This window comes from Rhizobium sp. YTUHZ045 (assembly GCF_051124255.1).
Classification (GTDB): Bacteria; Pseudomonadota; Alphaproteobacteria; order Rhizobiales; family Rhizobiaceae; genus Rhizobium.
Map to the genome: position 1 here is coordinate 2,174,466 of NZ_CP101432.1, position 17,155 is coordinate 2,191,620.

Annotated in this window: 15 protein-coding genes and 1 pseudogene; 9 read left to right on the forward strand and 7 right to left on the reverse strand. The window is 61.3% G+C overall.

Annotated elements, in window-relative coordinates:
- Positions 1-133 precede the first annotated feature (133 nt).
- From NMA58_RS11010 to NMA58_RS11025, 4 genes are all read right to left on the reverse strand, one after another.
- The gene (locus NMA58_RS11010; protein ID WP_434713327.1) at positions 134-1,084 is read right to left on the reverse strand and encodes a sugar-binding transcriptional regulator; all 951 of its coding nucleotides are present in this window, start codon (positions 1,082-1,084) and stop codon (positions 134-136) included.
- A gap of 21 nt (positions 1,085-1,105) precedes the next feature.
- Positions 1,106-2,572 (reverse strand): FGGY family carbohydrate kinase, encoded by a 1,467-nt coding sequence (locus tag NMA58_RS11015; RefSeq protein ID WP_434713328.1) that lies wholly within the window; start codon positions 2,570-2,572, stop codon positions 1,106-1,108.
- 66 nt (positions 2,573-2,638) lie between these two features.
- Entirely contained in the window at positions 2,639-3,595 is a 957-nt protein-coding gene (locus NMA58_RS11020; protein ID WP_434713330.1) for a transketolase family protein, read from the reverse strand.
- Positions 3,595-4,404: a transketolase gene (locus tag NMA58_RS11025; protein ID WP_434713331.1), complete on the reverse strand. Its 810-nt coding sequence runs from the start codon at positions 4,402-4,404 to the stop codon at positions 3,595-3,597. The genes NMA58_RS11020 and NMA58_RS11025 overlap by 1 nt, the downstream gene beginning before the upstream one ends.
- Before the next feature lie 212 nt (positions 4,405-4,616).
- On the opposite strand from NMA58_RS11025, the gene NMA58_RS11030 reads away from it, so the two are divergent.
- From NMA58_RS11030 to NMA58_RS11055, 6 genes and pseudogenes are all read left to right on the forward strand, one after another.
- Positions 4,617-5,597 carry an ABC transporter permease gene (locus NMA58_RS11030; protein WP_434713332.1) on the forward strand — a complete coding sequence of 327 codons (981 nt, stop codon included), beginning with the start codon at positions 4,617-4,619 and terminating at the stop codon, positions 5,595-5,597.
- A 116-nt stretch (positions 5,598-5,713) separates the two neighbouring features.
- A complete protein-coding gene (locus NMA58_RS11035) occupies positions 5,714-6,643 on the forward strand; it encodes a sugar ABC transporter substrate-binding protein (protein ID WP_085778401.1) in 930 nt (309 codons plus the stop codon).
- Between the two features lie 28 nt (positions 6,644-6,671).
- A complete protein-coding gene (locus NMA58_RS11040) occupies positions 6,672-8,150 on the forward strand; it encodes a sugar ABC transporter ATP-binding protein (RefSeq protein WP_434713334.1) in 1,479 nt (492 codons plus the stop codon).
- A 77-nt stretch (positions 8,151-8,227) separates the two neighbouring features.
- The gene (locus NMA58_RS11045; protein ID WP_434713335.1) at positions 8,228-9,016 is read left to right on the forward strand and encodes an SDR family oxidoreductase; all 789 of its coding nucleotides are present in this window, start codon (positions 8,228-8,230) and stop codon (positions 9,014-9,016) included.
- 26 nt (positions 9,017-9,042) lie between these two features.
- Positions 9,043-9,174, forward strand: coding sequence for a hypothetical protein (locus NMA58_RS11050; protein WP_434713336.1), 132 nt, complete (start codon positions 9,043-9,045; stop codon positions 9,172-9,174).
- Between the two features lie 43 nt (positions 9,175-9,217).
- Positions 9,218-10,001, forward strand: a pseudogene (locus tag NMA58_RS11055) (glucose 1-dehydrogenase).
- Between the two features lie 257 nt (positions 10,002-10,258).
- Here the strand turns inward: NMA58_RS11055 and NMA58_RS11060 are convergent.
- Positions 10,259-11,026 (reverse strand): SDR family oxidoreductase, encoded by a 768-nt coding sequence (locus NMA58_RS11060; protein WP_434713337.1) that lies wholly within the window; start codon positions 11,024-11,026, stop codon positions 10,259-10,261.
- A gap of 331 nt (positions 11,027-11,357) precedes the next feature.
- Here NMA58_RS11060 and NMA58_RS11065 point away from each other — a divergent pair, with 331 nt between their 5' ends.
- Genes NMA58_RS11065 through mobB form a run of 3 tightly spaced genes read left to right on the forward strand, consistent with a single transcriptional unit; the run spans position 11,358 to position 13,433 of the window.
- Positions 11,358-12,266 (forward strand): DMT family transporter, encoded by a 909-nt coding sequence (locus tag NMA58_RS11065; RefSeq protein WP_183706564.1) that lies wholly within the window; start codon positions 11,358-11,360, stop codon positions 12,264-12,266.
- Positions 12,267-12,285: 19 nt separating this feature from the next.
- A complete protein-coding gene (gene mobA / locus NMA58_RS11070) occupies positions 12,286-12,915 on the forward strand; it encodes a molybdenum cofactor guanylyltransferase MobA (RefSeq protein WP_434713338.1) in 630 nt (209 codons plus the stop codon).
- Positions 12,912-13,433 carry a molybdopterin-guanine dinucleotide biosynthesis protein B gene (gene mobB / locus NMA58_RS11075; protein ID WP_434713339.1) on the forward strand — a complete coding sequence of 174 codons (522 nt, stop codon included), beginning with the start codon at positions 12,912-12,914 and terminating at the stop codon, positions 13,431-13,433. The genes mobA and mobB overlap by 4 nt, the downstream gene beginning before the upstream one ends.
- Here the strand turns inward: mobB and NMA58_RS11080 are convergent.
- Positions 13,365-15,527 (reverse strand): ATP-binding protein, encoded by a 2,163-nt coding sequence (locus tag NMA58_RS11080; RefSeq protein ID WP_434713340.1) that lies wholly within the window; start codon positions 15,525-15,527, stop codon positions 13,365-13,367. The two genes, mobB and NMA58_RS11080, sit on opposite strands and share 69 nt — an antisense overlap.
- Positions 15,502-17,013 carry an ATPase domain-containing protein gene (locus tag NMA58_RS11085; protein WP_430959047.1) on the reverse strand — a complete coding sequence of 504 codons (1,512 nt, stop codon included), beginning with the start codon at positions 17,011-17,013 and terminating at the stop codon, positions 15,502-15,504. Before NMA58_RS11085 ends, NMA58_RS11080 begins: the two co-directional genes overlap by 26 nt.
- Positions 17,014-17,155: the final 142 nt, after the last annotated feature.

Below are 17,155 nucleotides of genomic sequence, written 5' to 3' on the forward strand. Positions count from 1 at the left end.
GATCTCCCTCCTTGTGGGGGAGATGTCCCGCAGGACAGAGGGGGTGCCACACGGCACGCCGTCACGCCAAGAGAGCCTCGCAGCCCATAGGGCGAAGCCTCGAAGGACGAGACGGGCACTCCACCCCACCCCCTCAGTCGATCAATCGCTGCGCGGTAAACTTGTCGGTCACAAGCATGTCGATGACCCCGACGCGGAGCGCGCCTGCGATCGCGTCGGTCTTTTTGGCCCCGCCGGCAAGAGCAATCACCCGGTCCACCCGTTCGAGATCCTCGAGCGGAAGCCCTATGACCCGGTCGTCAAGCGGCGTCTTGACCGGCTTGCCGTTCCTATCGAAGAAGCGAAGCGAGATATCGCCGACGGCGCCTGCTTCCGCGAGATCGGAGAGTTCGCGGGACGAAAAGATGTTGCCGGACCGTGCGAGAAGTTCGGACGGTTCGACGGCTCCGATTCCGACGATCGCAAGCGTTATGCTGCCGAACAGGTCCATCGTCTCGCGCACGAACGGGTCGGCCTGCATCAGAAGTTTTGCTTCCCTTGATGTCGTAACGCCCTGTACGGGCAGCAGTTTCGGCTCGGCGCCGGTCAGTCGTGCAAGCCGCGTGGTCAGCTGCGTCGCATGCGTCTGCACCGAAGGATCGCCCATGCCTCCAAGGGTCTGGACGACGTATTTCGCCTGAGCGCTCTTCTGGGGATGGATGTTCTCGACCATCTTGAAGATGGTCTGGCTCCAGCTCGAAACGCCGATGATCTCACCTGGCGCAAGCGTCACCTCCAAGAGATGCGCCGCCGCCTCGCCGATCCGGGCCATGATGGCGCCGTCCCGATCTTCCGTGCACTCGACGACGATCGCCTCCGGCAGACCGTATTTCTCGCGAAGCGCGCCCTCGAGTTCGCTATAGGTGCCGACGGGAGGGATCACGCTGGTTCGCACGATGTCTTCAGCCTCGGCGCGCTTCAGCATCCGCGACACGGTCGCCTGCGACAGGCGAAGGTGCTCTGCGATTTCCGCCTGCCGCCGCCCCTCTATGTGGTACATCTGGGCGACCCTTGAAATGAGGCGGAGTTCGTTGAGGCGAGTCATCGCTAATCCCAGAGTGAATTTTTATTCACCTTTAGCCTGTGTTTCGCGGAACGTCGAGCGGGCGAGCGCATCATTCCAGCTATCGAGAAGTCCCGCGCGATCGACGGGTTGCGGCTCGATGATCTCCATGTTTCGCGGCAACGCCGCGACAATTTCGAGATCGCTCCACATGCCGAGCGACAGTCCCGCCAGATAGGCAGCGCCCAGAGCCGAGGCCTCGGGTGCTTCGCATTGGATCACGGGATGTTCGATGAGGTTCGACACACATTGCATCAGGAAGCGGTTTTGGCTCGGTCCGCCATCCACATAGAGCGCGCCGAGTTCGCCGCCGCTTTGCGTCCGCATGGCCGCGATCACGTCATGCACCTGGAAAGCGATGGAATCGGTCACCGACCGGGCCATTTGCGCGCGAGTCGTGTTGAAGTTGATCTGGGAGAACAGGGCGCGGGCATCGGCATTCCAGTAAGGCGCGCCCAGTCCAACGAATGCCGGCACGAAGCCGGGTCCGCCCGGCTCGGCGCTCGCCGCAAGGTCGACGAGGGCCGCAACATCCTCAAGGCCGAGAATATCGGCCATCCAGGGGAGACTGGCGGCGCAAACGAGAATATTGCCTTCGAAAGCAAATGTCGGCTTTCCCCCGAGACGCCATGCGACTGTTGTCGTGACGCCGTTGCGTGGGGGAATGAAGTGCGAGAGCGTCGTCATGACCGAGGAGCCCGTCCCGAAGGTCACCTTGCCGTCGCCCGGCTTGAAGGCTCCGTGACCGAAGAGGGCAGCGTGGCTGTCGCCGATCGCGGCCATGATGGGCGTGCCGTCAGGCACTCCCGGCAATCCTTGGGTTCTGCCGAAATCGGCGGAGCTGTCGAGCACCTCGGGCAGCAGCGCGATATCGACGCAGAATATCCCGCCGAGCTCCTCGCTCCATCTCTGCTCCCTGAGATCGAACAGCTGGCTCCTGGCGGCATTGGAAGCATCGCAGGCATGCCGGCGCCCGCCTGTCAGGCAGTGGACGAGCCAGCTGTCGATCGTTCCCAGCCGCACCGATCGTCCGGCCGGAATACGGTCGAGCAACCAGCGGAATTTCGAACCGGGGAACATCGGATCCAATGGCAGGCCGGTCAGCGCCTGCACCCGGTCAAGGTGGCCTTCGGCAATCAGACGTTCACAATCCTGCGCCGTCCGGCGGCACTGCCAGCTGACCACCGGCCCAAGCGCATCTCCGTTATCTGCATCCCAGGCGGTGACGGATTCGCGCTGGTTGGAAATTGCCACGGCCTCGATAGTCACATCGGGGCTGGCGTTCAGGCAGGCATCGACCGCTTCGCAGACCGATGCGTAGAGCCGGCGCGGGTCCTGTTCGACCCAGCCCGGCTTCGGATAGGAGATGCCGACAGGAGCCGAACCTCTGCCGACGATCTCTCCCTTTTCGGAAACGAGAACTGCCTTTGAATTGGTCGTGCCCTGGTCGATTGCCAGAATTGCCCGCATTCTATCCTCCCCGGATCAGGTTGCGGCCGGGGACGGCAAGCGTCCCGGCCGGTCACGTGATCCCAATTACTTGCGCTCGATCAGCGACTGCGCGGCGTCGGCGATTGCGGACGGCGCCATCCCGAATTCGTCGAGCAGGAACTCCGCCGAACCGGTCGGGGCGTAGACGCCGGGAACCCCGAGACGCTTCATCGGCACAGGAGCATAGTCGACCACCACTTCGGCCACCGCGGAGCCGAGCCCGCCAAAGATCGAGTGCTCTTCGGCTGTGACGATTGCTCCGGTTTCCCTGGCGGCGGCGATGATGGCCTCCTCGTCTATGGGACGAACCGTTGCGAGATTGAGCACCCTGGCATCGATGCCGCGGTCTGCAAGAATCTCGGCAGCCTTCACGATGCGATGCGTCAATGTCCCATTGGCGATCAGAGTGACTTGGGAACCCTGGCGAAGGAGATTAGCCTTGCCCAGTTCGAACGTATGCCCTTCCGGAAGAAGGTCAGGCACACCGACCCGTGACAGACGCAGGAAGCAGGGCCCGCTGTAGGTTGCCGCCCAGGCAACGGCAGCGGCGGTTTCGATCCGGTCGCAGGGCGCGATGACCGGGAGATTGGGCAGGACGCGCGTCCAGGCGAAGTCTTCGATCGAGTGATGAGTCGGACCGAGTTCGCCATATGCCATTCCGGACGAAATGCCGACCAGCTTGACGTTGGCGTTCGAGTAGGAAATGTCGGCCTTGATCTGCTCCAGCGACCGGCCCGTGAGAAACGGAGCAGCGCCGCACACGAAGGGCAGCCGTCCGCCATTGGCAAGCCCTGCACCGACGCCGACCATGTTCTGCTCCGCGATGCCGACATTGACGAGGCGCTCCGGAAACCTCGACTTGAAGCCGCCGAGCTTGGAGGAACCGACGGAATCATTGCAGACGGCAACGATCGTTTCGTTTTCGGCAGCCAGCCGCTCGAGCGTGGAGGCGAATGCGTCGCGGCAATCGTGAAGCTTGGGTGGGTTTACTGGCGCGTTCATCACAGTGCCTCCGACAATTCTGCCAATGCGATTTCGTATTGTTCCCTACTCGGAACCTTGTGGTGCCACTCGACCCGGTCCTGCATGAACGAGATTCCATGGCCCTTGTTGGTGTGGGCGACGATGCAATGTGGCCTTGATCCCCGGTGTTCGAGAGCAGGAACGACTTCGCTCATCTTGTTCCCATTGATTTCGGTGACTTCCCAATCGAAGGCTTCAAGCTTCGGACGAAGAGGGGCGAGATCATTGGTTTCGGCGAGTGCAGCTCCCTGCTGGAACCTGTTGTGATCGATGACCAGCGTCAGATTATCGAGCTTGAACTGGGCGGCCGCCATGATCGCTTCCCAGTTGGACCCCTCCTGCATCTCACCGTCTCCGGTGACGACGTAGGTGTGAAACTTCCCGCCCGAGAGTTTGGCGGCCTTCGCCATTCCGACTGCGACCGGAAGACCGTGGCCGAGCGGCCCCGTGTTCGTCTCGACGCCAGGAACCTTATTGCAATTCGGATGTCCGTTCAGCCTCGAATGCGGCTGCAAGAAGGTGGAAATCTCCTCTTCCGGAATGAAGCCGCGTTTTGCGAGCGTCACGTAGAGAGCGCAAGCCGTATGCCCCTTTGAAAGCACGAACCTGTCGCGGTTGGGGTGTTTGGGCTGATCAGGCCAGACATTCAGCACACGAAAATAGAGGGCGGTCAAAATGTCGATGACCGACATCTCTCCACCAATATGGCCGGCGCCAGCTTCAAAAACCGCCTGGAGATCGCTCAATCGGATTTCGCGGGCGATGCGCTCGAGTTCTGTCGTATCCATGGGCTCCTCGTGTGCATAAATATTCAGTCACCAATATTTTTGCACAACAGATCGATTAGTCAACCCCTCTGGCGAAGCTCTCGAGAGCGTACATCACCGGAAATGTTATTGACAGCCGGAAAGCAAGTTGTTAATGAATTTTCCAGCAGGCATGAATATTTATTCTGCACTGAACGAATAACGGATACAGGCCTAAAGCATAGGGAGGAGCAATGGTGGCGCTCGATATCAATGAACACAGGCTTTCGTCCGGTGCGTGGCTGGGCAAGCTCAAGGGAGCTACCGGCCCGCTCGTGGGTCTGCTCGCGCTATGCATCTTTCTGAGCTTCAGCACGGACACGTTTCTGTCGGTTCGAAACGGCCTGAACATTCTCGACCAGATCACCGTTCTCGGCATTATGGCGGTCGGCATGACGTTCGTCATCCTGATTGGCGGCATCGATCTCTCCGTCGGCTCGGCGCTCGCCCTGGCGATGATGGTCATGGGCTGGACCGCAAACGTCGCCGGCCTGCCCCTGCCCGTCGGCATCGCCTTTGCGCTGATCGCCTCGGCTGTTTGCGGACTGATCGTTGGACTTCTGGTGACGCAGTTCAGGGTTCCGGCCTTTATCGCCACTCTGGCAATGATGTCGGCGGCCCGCGGCGTTGCCAACATGATCACCGACGGCCAGCAAATCGTCGGCTTCCCCGACTGGTTCATGATGCTGGCGATCGATCGCCACTTTGGCGTCATGACTGCCACAGTCTTTCTTATGCTTGCGGTTGTTCTGGCGGCATGGCTTTTCCTGCACTTCCGGTCCGAAGGTCGCATGCTCTATGCGGTGGGCGGAAACCCCGAAGTCGCGCGCCTGGCCGGCATCAACGTCCCGCTCGTAACGATCAGCGTCTATGTCGTGAGTGCGGTCCTTGCGGGACTTGCAGGCGTGGTGCTCGCCGCCCGTCTGGATTCCGTCCAGCCCTCCAGCGGCCTCGGCTATGAGCTCGACACCATCGCCGCAGTTGTCATCGGCGGGACTTCGCTCTCCGGCGGTGCGGGCGGCATCGGAGGAACTCTGATCGGCGTTCTCATCATCGGAGTGCTGCGCAACGGTCTCAATCTTCTCAACGTCTCACCGTTTCTTCAGCAGGTGATCATCGGCATCGTCATCGTGCTTGCGGTCGGCGCTGAAACCATTCGTCGGCGTCGAGCCTGACGAGCAGGCTCCGCCGCTTTGGCGGACCCGGAATTCCGCCCTGAAAGATCGGGGCGGATCAATAACCCGAGGGGGAGGACATACCCGAGGGTGCCATTAACAACGGAGGAACTACAATGAAAATAGCGCGCACCATGCTCGCATCTGCCGCACTGCTCGGTCTCATGCTCGGTCCGGTACACGCGGCGGAACTGAAGAAGCTCGGCCTCGCCGTCGCCAACCTGCAGGCAAACTTCTTCAACCAGATCAAGCAATCGGTCGAGGCCGAAGCCAAGAAGCGCGGCATCGAGGTCATCACGGTCGACGCCAAGGGCGACGGGCCGACACAGGTCAACCAGATCCAGGATCTTCTGACCCAGAAAATCGACGCGCTTATCTACATTCCGGCAGGTGCGGCCGCTGCGAGCGTTCCGGTCAAGCTCGCCAAGAATGCCGGCATCCCGGTGGTTAACGTTGATCGAAACGCGGAGGGGGCCCCGGGCGACACATTCCTCGCAACGGATTCCGTCGCCTCTGCCAAGGCCGTCTGCGACTATATCCTGAAGGAAGCCGGCGGCAAGGGGAAGATGGTCATCATTCATGGCCAGAAGGGCACGACCCCGGAAGTCGATCGCTCGAAGGGCTGCGGTGAATCTCTTAAGGCCAACCCGGATGTGAAGGTCGTCGCCGAGCAGTACTCCAACATCTGGAGCCAGGATGAAGGCTTCCAGATCATGCAGAACATGCTGCAGGCCAACCCGGACGTCTCGATCGTATTCGCTCAGGCTGATGCTCTTGCACTCGGCGCCGCGCAGGCAATCAAGGTCGCGAAACCTTCCCAGAAGATCGTGGTTGGCGGCTTCGACGGCGACACCGCAGCGCTCGAAGCCCTCAGCAAGGGCGTCTTCGACGTTACGGCCACTCAGCAGACACAGAAGATGGGCCGCGACGCCGTTGAAAATGCCGCCAAGCTTGTCGCCGGCGAGAAGGTACCCCCGGTCCAGCTCATGGATGCCACGCTGACAACCAAGGAAAACGTCGCAGGCTTCATCGCCAACCATCCCTGATAAAGCCGAGGTCTTGAGGAGGTGTGCCATGACTGATCCCGTTCTCTCCCTGAGGGGCATATCCAAGTGGTATGGGCCGCTCCAAGTGCTGAAGAATGTCAGCCTGGACGTCTATCCCGGCGAAGTGGTTGCTCTTCTGGGTGAAAACGGAGCAGGCAAGTCCACGCTGTCGGGCATCATAGCCGGTTCCCGCACGCCGTCCGAAGGATCGATGACATGGCTGGGGCAGCCCTATGCCCCGGCCAATCCCAGGGAGGCGATCGACAAGGGCATTGTCCTGATCCACCAGGAACTGCAGCTTCTGCCACAACTCTCGGTCGCCGAAAACGTCTTCATCGGACGCTGGCCGATGAAAAACGGCGTCGTCGATCGTGCCCAGATGGTTCGCCGCGCCCAGGACCAGCTCGCTCGCTTGAACCTTCACATACCAGCAACGCGGAAGGTCGCCGGCCTTTCCACCGCAAATCAGCAACTCATCGAGATCGCCAAGGCGCTGGCGCTCAACGCAAAGCTGCTGATCCTCGATGAGCCGACAGCCGCCCTCGGCGGCGCAGAGACGGAAGCTCTGTTCGAACAGGTTCGCAAGCTTCGGTCAGAAGGCGTGGGGATCGTCTACATTTCCCACCGTATGGAAGAGATCAAGAAGATCACCGACCGCATCGTCGTCCTTCGCGACGGCGAGCGGGTGCAGGAATTCGCAGACAGCGCCACCCCGGTGCGAACCATTGTCGAGAGCATGGTCGGACGCCCGCTTGACCGCCTGTTCCCCGCCCTGCCCGTTCCGACAGATCGCCCAGTGCTTCAAGTCTCCGGCCTGAGTTCGCCGGACGACTCGTTCCGTGACGTTACCTTCGAGGTGCGGGCCGGCGAAATTCTCGGCATCGCCGGGCTGGTCGGCGCCGGCCGCACCGAACTGGTGCGTGCGATTTCGGGCGCAGATCCGATCAGCGCCGGTTCGATCAGGCTGGAAGGCGAGGAACTGAGCCTGCGCGATCCCGCGGACGCGATCGCGAGGGGTATCGTGATGGTTCCCGAAGACCGCAAGGAGCAAGGCCTCGTCGTCGGGCACCGGATCAGCGAGAACATCGTCTACGCCAATCTCGACAAACTGGGCGGCGGCTGGATCACACCGCGCATCAAGCGCTCCTTTGCGGAAAAGGCCGTCGCCAAGTTCGGCGTCAAGGGCCGGGCCGAGCAATACGCCTCGGACCTATCAGGCGGCAATCAGCAGAAGGTCGTGATCGCCAAGTGGCTCATGCGCGATCCGAAGGTCGTCGTGCTCGACGAACCGACGAGAGGCATTGATGTCGGCGCCCGCGCCGGCATCTACGACATTATCGTAAATCTCGCCAAACAGGGCGTGGCGGTCATCGTTGTAAGCTCGGACCTCGAGGAAGTGCTCGGCGTCTCCAATCGCATTCTCGTGCTCGCACAAGGCAAGCAAGCAGGGATCCTCGATCGTGACCGGGCGAATGACGTTTCGGTCATGGAGCTCGCTACCATCTAAAGCAATTCCAGCAAAAGTGTGCAGCGGTTTTGCGTCAGGAATTGCGTGAAAACAAAACAACAGAGAAAGGAAGAGCGGTGTCCGACATCACTCTGAACGCCCCGAAGCTTTTCGATCTCAGCGGCCAGGTTGCCATCGTCACCGGCGCAGGGAGCGGCATCGGGCAGCGCATCGCCATCGGCCTTGCGCAGTGCGGCGCCGACGTGGCCCTGCTCGACCGCCGGACCGACGACGGACTGGCGAGGACAGCCGAATATATCCGCGCCGCCAGCCGCCGCTCGATCCAGATCGCGGCTGACGTCACGAGCAAATCCTCTCTTGCAGATGCCGTCGCACGCACCGAAGCCGATCTCGGCGCCCTGACGCTTGCCGTCAACGCTGCCGGCATCGCCAACGCCAATCCGGCGGAAGAAATGGAGGAGGATCAATATCAGACGCTGATGGATATCAACCTCAAGGGCATATTCCTGTCCTGCCAGGCCGAGGCCCGCGCCATGTTGAAGAATGGACGCGGCTCCATCGTCAACATCGCCTCCATGTCTGGTGTGATCGTCAACCGCGGGCTGAGCCAGGCGCATTACAACGCCTCCAAGGCGGGCGTCATCCACATGTCGAAATCCCTGGCCATGGAATGGGTCGGCCGCGGCATTCGCGTCAACACCATCTCCCCCGGATACACGGCAACGCCGATGAACACCCGTCCGGAGATGATCCACCAGACCAAGCTCTTCGAAGAGCAGACGCCGATGCAGCGCATGGCGACGGTCGACGAGATGGTGGGTCCGGCGGTGTTCCTGCTGTCGAATGCGGCAAGTTTCGTGACCGGCGTCGATCTTCTCGTCGACGGCGGTTTCTGCTGCTGGTGATACGATGAAAAGTCGGCAGCTGAAAAATGAACGGTCTCGCTCCCTCCCTGGCTGAGACCGAGGCGCTGAAGGGACTAGCGGGCATGACGGCGTGCGACATCGTCGTCTGCCCGCCCTTCACGCCGAGCAGACGCTTCGGCTCCCGTAATGAGCGCTAAGTAGGCCGCGCGCAGATTTTATCGAAGGACACGAGGAAAGACCATGAAACGCTTTGAGCAAAAGACTGTCGTCATTACCGGAGCTAGCCGCGGCATCGGCGCTGCCATCGCCAGGCGCTTTGCGCGCGAGGGCGCCAGTCTCGTCGTCTCGGCCAATGAGGATCTGGTGCATGGCGTTGCCGAAGTGATCAGGGCCGAAGGCGGCAAGGCAATCTCCTTCATCGGCGATGTCACTGACAAGGCGAGCGTCATCGCGCTCTACGATGCCGCCGAAAAGGAATTCGGCACCGTCGACGTCTCTATCCAGAACGCAGGCGTCATCACTATCGCCCGCGTCGAGGATCTGACCGAAAACGAGTGGGACAAGGTCATGGCCGTCAACACCAAGGGCGTTTTCCTCTGCGCCCAGGAGGCCATTGCAAGAATGCGCAAGCACAAGCGCGGAGGCCGGATCATCAACACCGCCTCCGGCCAGGCCCGCGACGGTTTCATCTTCACGCCGCACTACGCCGCCTCGAAAATGGGCGTCGTTGGCATCACCCAGAGCCTTGCCAAGGAAGTCGCGACCGATAACATCACCGTCAACGCCTTCTGCCCCGGTATCATCGAGACCGACATGTGGGCCTACAACGACCAGGCCTGGGGGCAAGCTGCTCGGCAATTACGGCCCGGGCGAGCTGATGAAGGAATGGGTCGAGGGCATCCCGATGAAACGCGCCGGCTCCGGCGAGGACGTCGCCGGCCTGGTGACCTTCCTCGCCAGCGACGACGCCGCTTACATCACCGGCCAGACGATCAATGTCGATGGCGGGTTGATCATGTCGTAGGCGGGCTGGGAAGGCATTGAAGCTGGAACCTGAAGCAGCCATATACCTTTCGCTTGCCGCGACGCTCCTCGCCCCCTCATCTGCCCTGACGGGCATCTTCTCCCCGCTGGGGAGAAGATGGAGCAAGGCGCCGCCACGAGTCCCTTCTCCCTCGGGGAGAAGATGCCGGCAGGCAGATGAGGGCGCCACACGGCACGCCCTTCATTGCCTGGCTTCGCTGAGCGCCAGCGAAGACAAAATGAACGCCCCTCACCCAATTACGTCCGGCTGATCGACACCCCACCATCCGCCAACATCGCCGTCCCCGTCACGAAGCTAGACAGGTCGGACGCCAGGAAGAGCGCCGCATTGGCGATCTCTTCTGGCAGCGCCATGCGTTTCAACGCATGAAGCCCATTGACGAAGGCGAGCAGTTCCGCGGTGGCATCGGGCGCGTTAGTGATGCTGGCAGGCGTATCGGTCCCACCAGGCAGCAGCGCGTTGACGCGGATTTTGCGGGACGCGAGTTCAACGGCCAGCACCTGCACGAGACCGATTAAGCCGGCCTTGCTCGCCGCATAGGCGCCCATGCCGGGCATGCCGGCAGTGTAGCCGACGAAGGTGGAGGTGAAGATCAGCGAACCGCCGCCCTCTCCCATCGCCGCCGACTGGTGCTTGGCGCCGAGGAAGGCGGCCGTCAGATTGGTCTCGATCGTCTCGCGCCAGCCCTCCAGTGACACTCCTCCGACCGGCCCCATCTCGCCGAGTCCACCGGCATTGTTGAAGGCGATATCGAGCGTGCCGAACCGCGAAACCGCTGTTTCGGCCAGCCTTGCTTGCAGCGCCTCGTCCCTGACGTCGCCGGCAATGGCAACAGCCTCCCCGCCCTCTGCCTCGATCTCGGCGACGACGGCATCGAGTGCCTCCTGCCGCCGGCCGTTGATTACCAGTCTCGCGCCTTGGCGTGCAAAGACCTTCGCGGCCGCACGGCCGATGCCCGAGCTTGCGCCGGTGATGATCGCGGTTTTGTCGTTCAGAAGTGTCATGTCCGTTTCTCCTCAGTTGTCGAGGCATCCCAGATCTCAGACATCAGTCGATACAGCCACCCGTTTCCCGCGCGCAAAGGCAAAACTCGCCGAATGCGGATGGTCTTGATCGGCGATCAGTTTCGCAACCGGGTTGGGAAGGAAATCATAATGGCCACATCGGATTCGCGGGCTAGATCGGCATTTGATGTAAGTTCCATACAGTCGCCTGCCGTAACGTCAGCGTCATTGTGCGCTGCATCATCGATTTATCCCGGGTGTGACATTCATCCGATTCCCTTCATGTATCTTCCCGACTAAGAAGGACCGCACAGGTAAAGGGAATCTCTTCATGTCGCGGTCACGCAATACCGAGGGCGCCATCTATATGAGCATGGCGATGGCCGGCTTTTCCGCGAGCGACGCACTCTCCAAATCGGTGATCGCCCATATGAATGCGGGCGAGATCATGTTCCTGCGCGGCCTTTTCACAAGCCTGCTCGTCTACCTGATCGCCAGGAAAATGGGCGCGCTGCGCTCCTGGCGCGTCGTGCTGAAGCCGATGATCATTCTCCGCATCATCTGCGAGATGCTCTCTGCCGTCACCTATATCACCGCGCTCGGCATGATGCCGATCGCCAATGCCTCAGCGATCCTGCAGTCACTGCCGCTGGTCGTCACCTTCGGCGCCGCGCTCTTCTTCAAGGAGCCTGTCGGCTGGCGGCGCTGGTCGGCGATCATCGTCGGCCTCGTCGGCGTGATGATCATTATCCGCCCCGGGCCCGAAGGGTTCACCGCCGCCGCCCTCCTCTGCGTCGGTGCGGTCATGACGACGGCCGGCCGCGATCTCGCCACCCGGTCGATCGATCCGCAGATTCCATCGCTGATGATCACCGTCATCACGGCGACGTCAATTTCCTTCTTCGGCGCGTTGCTCATCCCGGTGCTCGGCGCTTGGCAGCCGGTCAGCCTGACCTCGCTCGGGCATCTTTTGCTCGCCTCGGTGCTCGTGCTCGTGGGATACCAGTCGGTTATCCTTGCCATGCGGACCGGCGAAATCTCCTTCGTGGCGCCCTTCCGCTATACAAGCCTGATCTTCTCCTCGCTGCTCGGCTTCTTCTTTTTTGCGGAAGTGCCGGACAGCTGGACGCTCGCCGGTGCTGCAATCGTCATCGCTTCCGGCCTCTATACGTTCTATCGTGAGGCCAAGCGCCACGTTTCGCCGATCGCGCAGGAGTCCGAACCGCGCGTGCCGGTGTGAAGAATTCCGAGGCAGGATGATGGCTGAGTTCTCGTTGGACAGATCCGCTATAGCAGGCGTCGTGCTGGCCGGCGGCCGCTCGCAGCGAATGGGCCGCGACAAGGCGGAGGTGATGCTCGGAACCGAGAGCCTGCTTCGCCATGTGCTGCTCCGTCTCTCGCAGCAGGTCATCTCAGTTGCTGTCAACGCTGACGCAGTCGCCGAGGACGTGGCCGCGGTTCCCGACCGCATTCCTGGCAAGGCCGGGCCGATGGCCGGCATCCACGCGGCCATGGTCTACGGCGCTGGCCTTCCGGCGATTTCCTATGTCGTAACCGTCTCTGTGGATTGCCCGTTCTTTCCCATCGATCTCGTCGCCCGTCTGGCCGCAGCCCTGGAGCGCCCGTCGCAGATCGCCATTGCCGCCTCCGAGGGCCGCAGCCATCCGGTCTTCGGTCTCTGGCCGGTGACACTGGCCAGCGACCTGGAAGACTGGATCGCTTCCGACGAGAAACGCCGCGTGCGTGACTTCCTGTTGCGGCATGACGTTACGGAAGTGGCGTTTCCGCTGCATCCGACCCGCGCCAGCCTGCTCGACCCTTTCTTCAACATCAACACGCCTGACGATCTCATCGAGGCGCAACGCTGGCTGGAGGCCCTGCGCACATGACCGCACCGAAAATCTTCGGCATCGCCGGCTGGAAGAACTCGGGCAAAACCGAGCTTGCCGTCCGGCTGGTGACGGAATTCACCAACCGCGGCTACCGGATCTCGACGATCAAGCACGCCCATCACGATTTCGATATCGACAAGGTCGGGGCCGACAGCTATCGCCACCGCCAGGCCGGCGCCCATGAGGTCACCATAGTCTCCGGCACTCGTTATGCCATCATGCATGAGCTCCGCGGCGCCCCCGAACCCGCGTTCGAGGAAATCCTCGCGCGGCTTGCCCCTTGCGATCTCGTTCTGATCGAAGGCTATAAGCGCGAGCCGATCCCGAAGATCGAGGCGCGACGCCTGGAGGCCGCCAATCGCGAGCCGCTGGCGCCGACCGATCCTCATATCTGCGCGATCGCCGCCGATCACACCGTACCAGATACGTCCCTGCCGGTCTTCGATCTAGACAACACAGGCGCCATCGCCGATTTCATCGCGGCTGTCGTCGGCCTTGGACAGGTTAGCGCCTGAAGCACCTGCATTGCGGCCAGGTCTCAAAATCGGAGGCGCCGCGCTTGCCATTGCCTTGGTAATTTCCTTGGCGAGTTGAGTCTGATTATAGGGCTTTGCCAATCTCGGAAGATCAATGTCCGTGCCGGCGGGAAGATCGGCGTAACCTGTCGCCAGAACGATCGGCAGGTGCGGGTACAGGCCCCGCGCCGACTGGGCGAGCTGCGCGCCCGTCATGCCGGGCATCGAATAATCGGTGATCATCAGGTCGAAATGCTCACCGCTCCTGATGAGCTCGAGCGCCTCGGAGCCGGAATTTGCTTCGACGACCTCGTGGCCGAGATCTTCCAGCATGTCGACCGAACTCATCGCGATCAGCGCATCGTCATCAACCAAAAGAATCCTCAACCTCGACGCGGCTTGAGGTGCAGGCAATTCATCGACCGGCCGCTCGGGGCGCAGTCCGGTCGCCGGAAGCCACAATTCCGCGGTCGTTCCTACCCCGACGTCACTTTTCAGAACAAGAGCGCCGTTGAGCTGGATGGCAAGCCCGTGGATCATCGACAGGCCCAGACCTGTCCCCTTTCCGAGCTCCTTGGTCGAAAAAAACGGATCGACCGCCTTCTTCAGCGTGTCCGCATCCATACCGATGCCGCTATCGGCGACCGCAAGCACAAGATAGCTGCCCTCGCGGACATCGCGATCATTACCTATAACCTGTTCCTCGCGCAGGGATATGCACAGCGTGCCTCCTTCCGGCATCGCATCACGGGCATTGACCGCAAGGTTGAGCAGCGCCAGTTCCAGCTGGTTCGCGTCGGCGAGCGCCGGCGGCAACGCTGCCGGCAGCATGGTCTCGATGCTGACCGAGGGGCCGACCGAGCGCCGCAGCAGGTCGTTCATCCCAAAAACCAGCTCTGCGAGATCGACGGGCTTGACCTGCAGATCCTGCTGTCTTGCAAAAGCCAGCAATCGCTGCGTCAGCGCCGCTCCCCGCCGTGCGCCCTGCAGTGCACCCTCGACCAGACGCGTCGCCTTTGCATCTCCGGCGACATGCTTTCCCAGCAGCTCCAGATTTCCAAGAACGACCATCAGCAGGTTGTTGAAATCATGGGCGACGCCACCCGTGAGTTGGCCGATTGCCTCCATTTTCTGGGATTGGCGAAGCTGCTCCTCGGCGCGCTCACGCTGGGCGACCTCCTCGATCAGGGTCTGATGGGCAGCGTTGACCTCCCTCGTCCGCTCCCTGACGCGTTCTTCGAGATTTTCGTTGAGCCGTCTCAGATTTTCCTCGGCGGTCTTGCGAGCCGTGGTGTCGGAGCAGACGCCGACGAGCTTCTTGGCGGAACCATATCTGTCGGCATAGAGCTGCGCGTGGACCTCTGTCCAATGCAAGGATCCATCCGGCCAGATCGTCCTGTGTTCGATCGAATAGTCCCGGCCGGTGTCGATCGTCTGGCGCAGGCTTGCCTGCACCAGATTCCGGTCCTCGGGATGGATGCTTGCAATCAGATCGTCGTAAGTCACTTCATCGTCTGGATCTCGGCCGAAAATCGCCTTGCATGTCGCCGAGACGGACAAGGCCATCGAGGACAGTTCCAGCTCCCATGCCCCGAGACGACCAGCGGCGAGCGCCGTCTGCAGCCGCCGCTCTCCCTCGCTGAGGGCCTCGAGCTGCGCGCGCGCTTCGTACTGGCGCTGACGTCCCTTCAGGGCGGTCCGGGCAACGCTGATGAAGGACGTTGCATGGAACGGCCTTTCGAGGAAGGTGACGTTGCCGAGTACCTCGGAAAGCCTGGCCGCACCTGGATTTCGCTCAGGCCCGCCACCCCGCGTGGTCAGCACGATGAACGGCAGGTCCGACCAGCTCGGCTGTGCCGACACCCAGGCGGCGATCGCCTTCAAATCGCTCGACCGAACCGCTTCTTCCGTCAGAACGCCGAACGCGATGTCATCGCTGAGTGACGAGGCGAACATGGAGAGGTCGGCCGCGGCAATGGATGCCAGTCCGGCCTCTTCGATCAGCGAAATAGCCACCCAGGCGTCACGGCCGGCGGGGGCGTAGATCAGTGCTTTCGGTTTGCCGGAATTAGGAATTGCCGCTATCCCCACCATCGCTCGACAGCAGCGGCGCCGAAGTGCCAATGAATTCAGGCACGCCGCGAAGCACGCCCTGGAACCCGATGAGGGGCTCTCCAAGCGTCAGGCCGGAAGCGTCGATGCGATACTCCCGGATGGTATCTTCGTGAAAGCCGGTCCGCTTCTTGATCACCGAAACCGCCCGCCGTACCTTTCCCGCAGCCTCGAAGTAGCGTAGCAGAATGACGGTATCGGCGAGATATGTAACGTCGACGGGTGCCTTCATGTCACCAACCAGTCCGTGTTGGGCGACGGTCAGAAAGGTGTTGGCGCCACGCCTGTTCAGATATTGCAGCAGCTCATGCATGTGAAGGATCAGCGAGTTCTCATCCGGCATTGAAGACTGATATCCGTTGATACTGTCGATGATGACTGTTTTTGCTCCCGATTTGTCGACGCAGTCGCGCACCCGGTGGGCGAATTCGCCCGGCGACAGTTCGGCGGCATCGAGCTGTTCGATGTGGATTTGATCCGCATCCCTCATCGCTTCGAGATCGATTCCGAGCGCCTTCAGGCGCGCAAAGAGCAAGCCGAGCTCCTCGTCGAAGATGAAGGCCGCCGCCTTCTCGCCCCGTGCGACCGCCGCCGCCAGGAACTGAAACGAAAACGTGCTTTTGCCTGTGCCGGAAGGACCGAGGATAAGCGTGCTGGAACCTCGTTCAAGGCCGCCCCCAAGAAGAAGGTCCAGCTTCGGGATATTGCAGGAAATCTGATCACGGAGGTACGTCGATCTGTGTTCGGCGGCAACAAGACGGGGAAACACCATGACGCCGCCGGTCTGAATGATGAAATCGTGATAACCGCCCCGGAAGGCTTGTCCGCGATATTTTATGATCCTTAGACGTCGGCGCTCGGAACCGTAACTCGGCGCCAGTTCCTCGAGATGGATGACGCCGTGAACGACACTGTGCACCGTCTTGTCGAGCACGTCGGAGGTGAGATCGTCGAGCAGAAGGACCGTCGCGCCCCGTCGGGCAAAATAATGTTTGAGCGCCAGGATCTGGCGACGGTAGCGAAGCGAGCTTTGTGCAAGCAGCCTTATCTCGGAAAGGCTATCAACAACCACGCGGCGAGGATTGACGCGTTCGAAAGCGGCAAAAATCTCCTTTGTCGTCTCCCCAAGTTCGAGATCCGACGAATAAAGCAGGCTCTGCTGCTGATCGGCATCAAGCAGGCTTTCCGGCGGCACGACCTCGAAGACCTCGATATTGCCGTCGATCAGCATCCCATGCGACGCGGCGCCGGCCCGCAATTCGCTCTCCGTTTCCGAAAGGGTGATGTAGAGTCCGCGCTCACCAAGCCGTGCGCCTTCGATCAGGAACTGCAGGGCAATGGTGGTTTTGCCCGCTCCCGGATTCCCTTCCAGTAGAAACACGTGGCCCGTGGAAAGTCCGCCCGCCAGAATTGTGTCCAAACCGGACACTCCGGTCCGAGCTTTCGTGGCAGGCACAGCAGTATTCATTCATTGTTTCCTTCAGTTTTTATTTGAAGTAGCGGCGACCGATAGAATGTCAAATCGGCCGCGCAGTCCCATTTGCCGCGGCTTCAAAGAGCTATGGAGGTCCGTTTGGGAAGGTCGTCGGCGCTGATCTGCATGCGTGGGC

Bases quoted from the DNA above. Each gene is read 5' to 3' on its own strand.
- NMA58_RS11010 (WP_434713327.1), bottom strand. From the start codon at position 1,084: ATGACTCGCCTCAACGAACTCCGCCTCATTTCAAGGGTCGCCCAGATG.
- NMA58_RS11015 (WP_434713328.1), bottom strand. From the start codon at position 2,572: ATGCGGGCAATTCTGGCAATCGACCAGGGCACGACCAATTCAAAGGCA.
- NMA58_RS11020 (WP_434713330.1), bottom strand. From the start codon at position 3,595: ATGAACGCGCCAGTAAACCCACCCAAGCTTCACGATTGCCGCGACGCA.
- NMA58_RS11025 (WP_434713331.1), bottom strand. From the start codon at position 4,404: ATGGATACGACAGAACTCGAGCGCATCGCCCGCGAAATCCGATTGAGC.
- NMA58_RS11030 (WP_434713332.1), top strand. From the start codon at position 4,617: ATGGTGGCGCTCGATATCAATGAACACAGGCTTTCGTCCGGTGCGTGG.
- NMA58_RS11035 (WP_085778401.1), top strand. From the start codon at position 5,714: ATGAAAATAGCGCGCACCATGCTCGCATCTGCCGCACTGCTCGGTCTC.
- NMA58_RS11040 (WP_434713334.1), top strand. From the start codon at position 6,672: ATGACTGATCCCGTTCTCTCCCTGAGGGGCATATCCAAGTGGTATGGG.
- NMA58_RS11050 (WP_434713336.1), top strand. From the start codon at position 9,043: ATGAACGGTCTCGCTCCCTCCCTGGCTGAGACCGAGGCGCTGAAGGGA.
- NMA58_RS11060 (WP_434713337.1), bottom strand. From the start codon at position 11,026: ATGACACTTCTGAACGACAAAACCGCGATCATCACCGGCGCAAGCTCG.
- NMA58_RS11065 (WP_183706564.1), top strand. From the start codon at position 11,358: ATGTCGCGGTCACGCAATACCGAGGGCGCCATCTATATGAGCATGGCG.
- mobA (WP_434713338.1), top strand. From the start codon at position 12,286: ATGGCTGAGTTCTCGTTGGACAGATCCGCTATAGCAGGCGTCGTGCTG.
- mobB (WP_434713339.1), top strand. From the start codon at position 12,912: ATGACCGCACCGAAAATCTTCGGCATCGCCGGCTGGAAGAACTCGGGC.
- NMA58_RS11080 (WP_434713340.1), bottom strand. From the start codon at position 15,527: ATGGTGGGGATAGCGGCAATTCCTAATTCCGGCAAACCGAAAGCACTG.
- NMA58_RS11085 (WP_430959047.1), bottom strand. From the start codon at position 17,013: ATGAATACTGCTGTGCCTGCCACGAAAGCTCGGACCGGAGTGTCCGGT.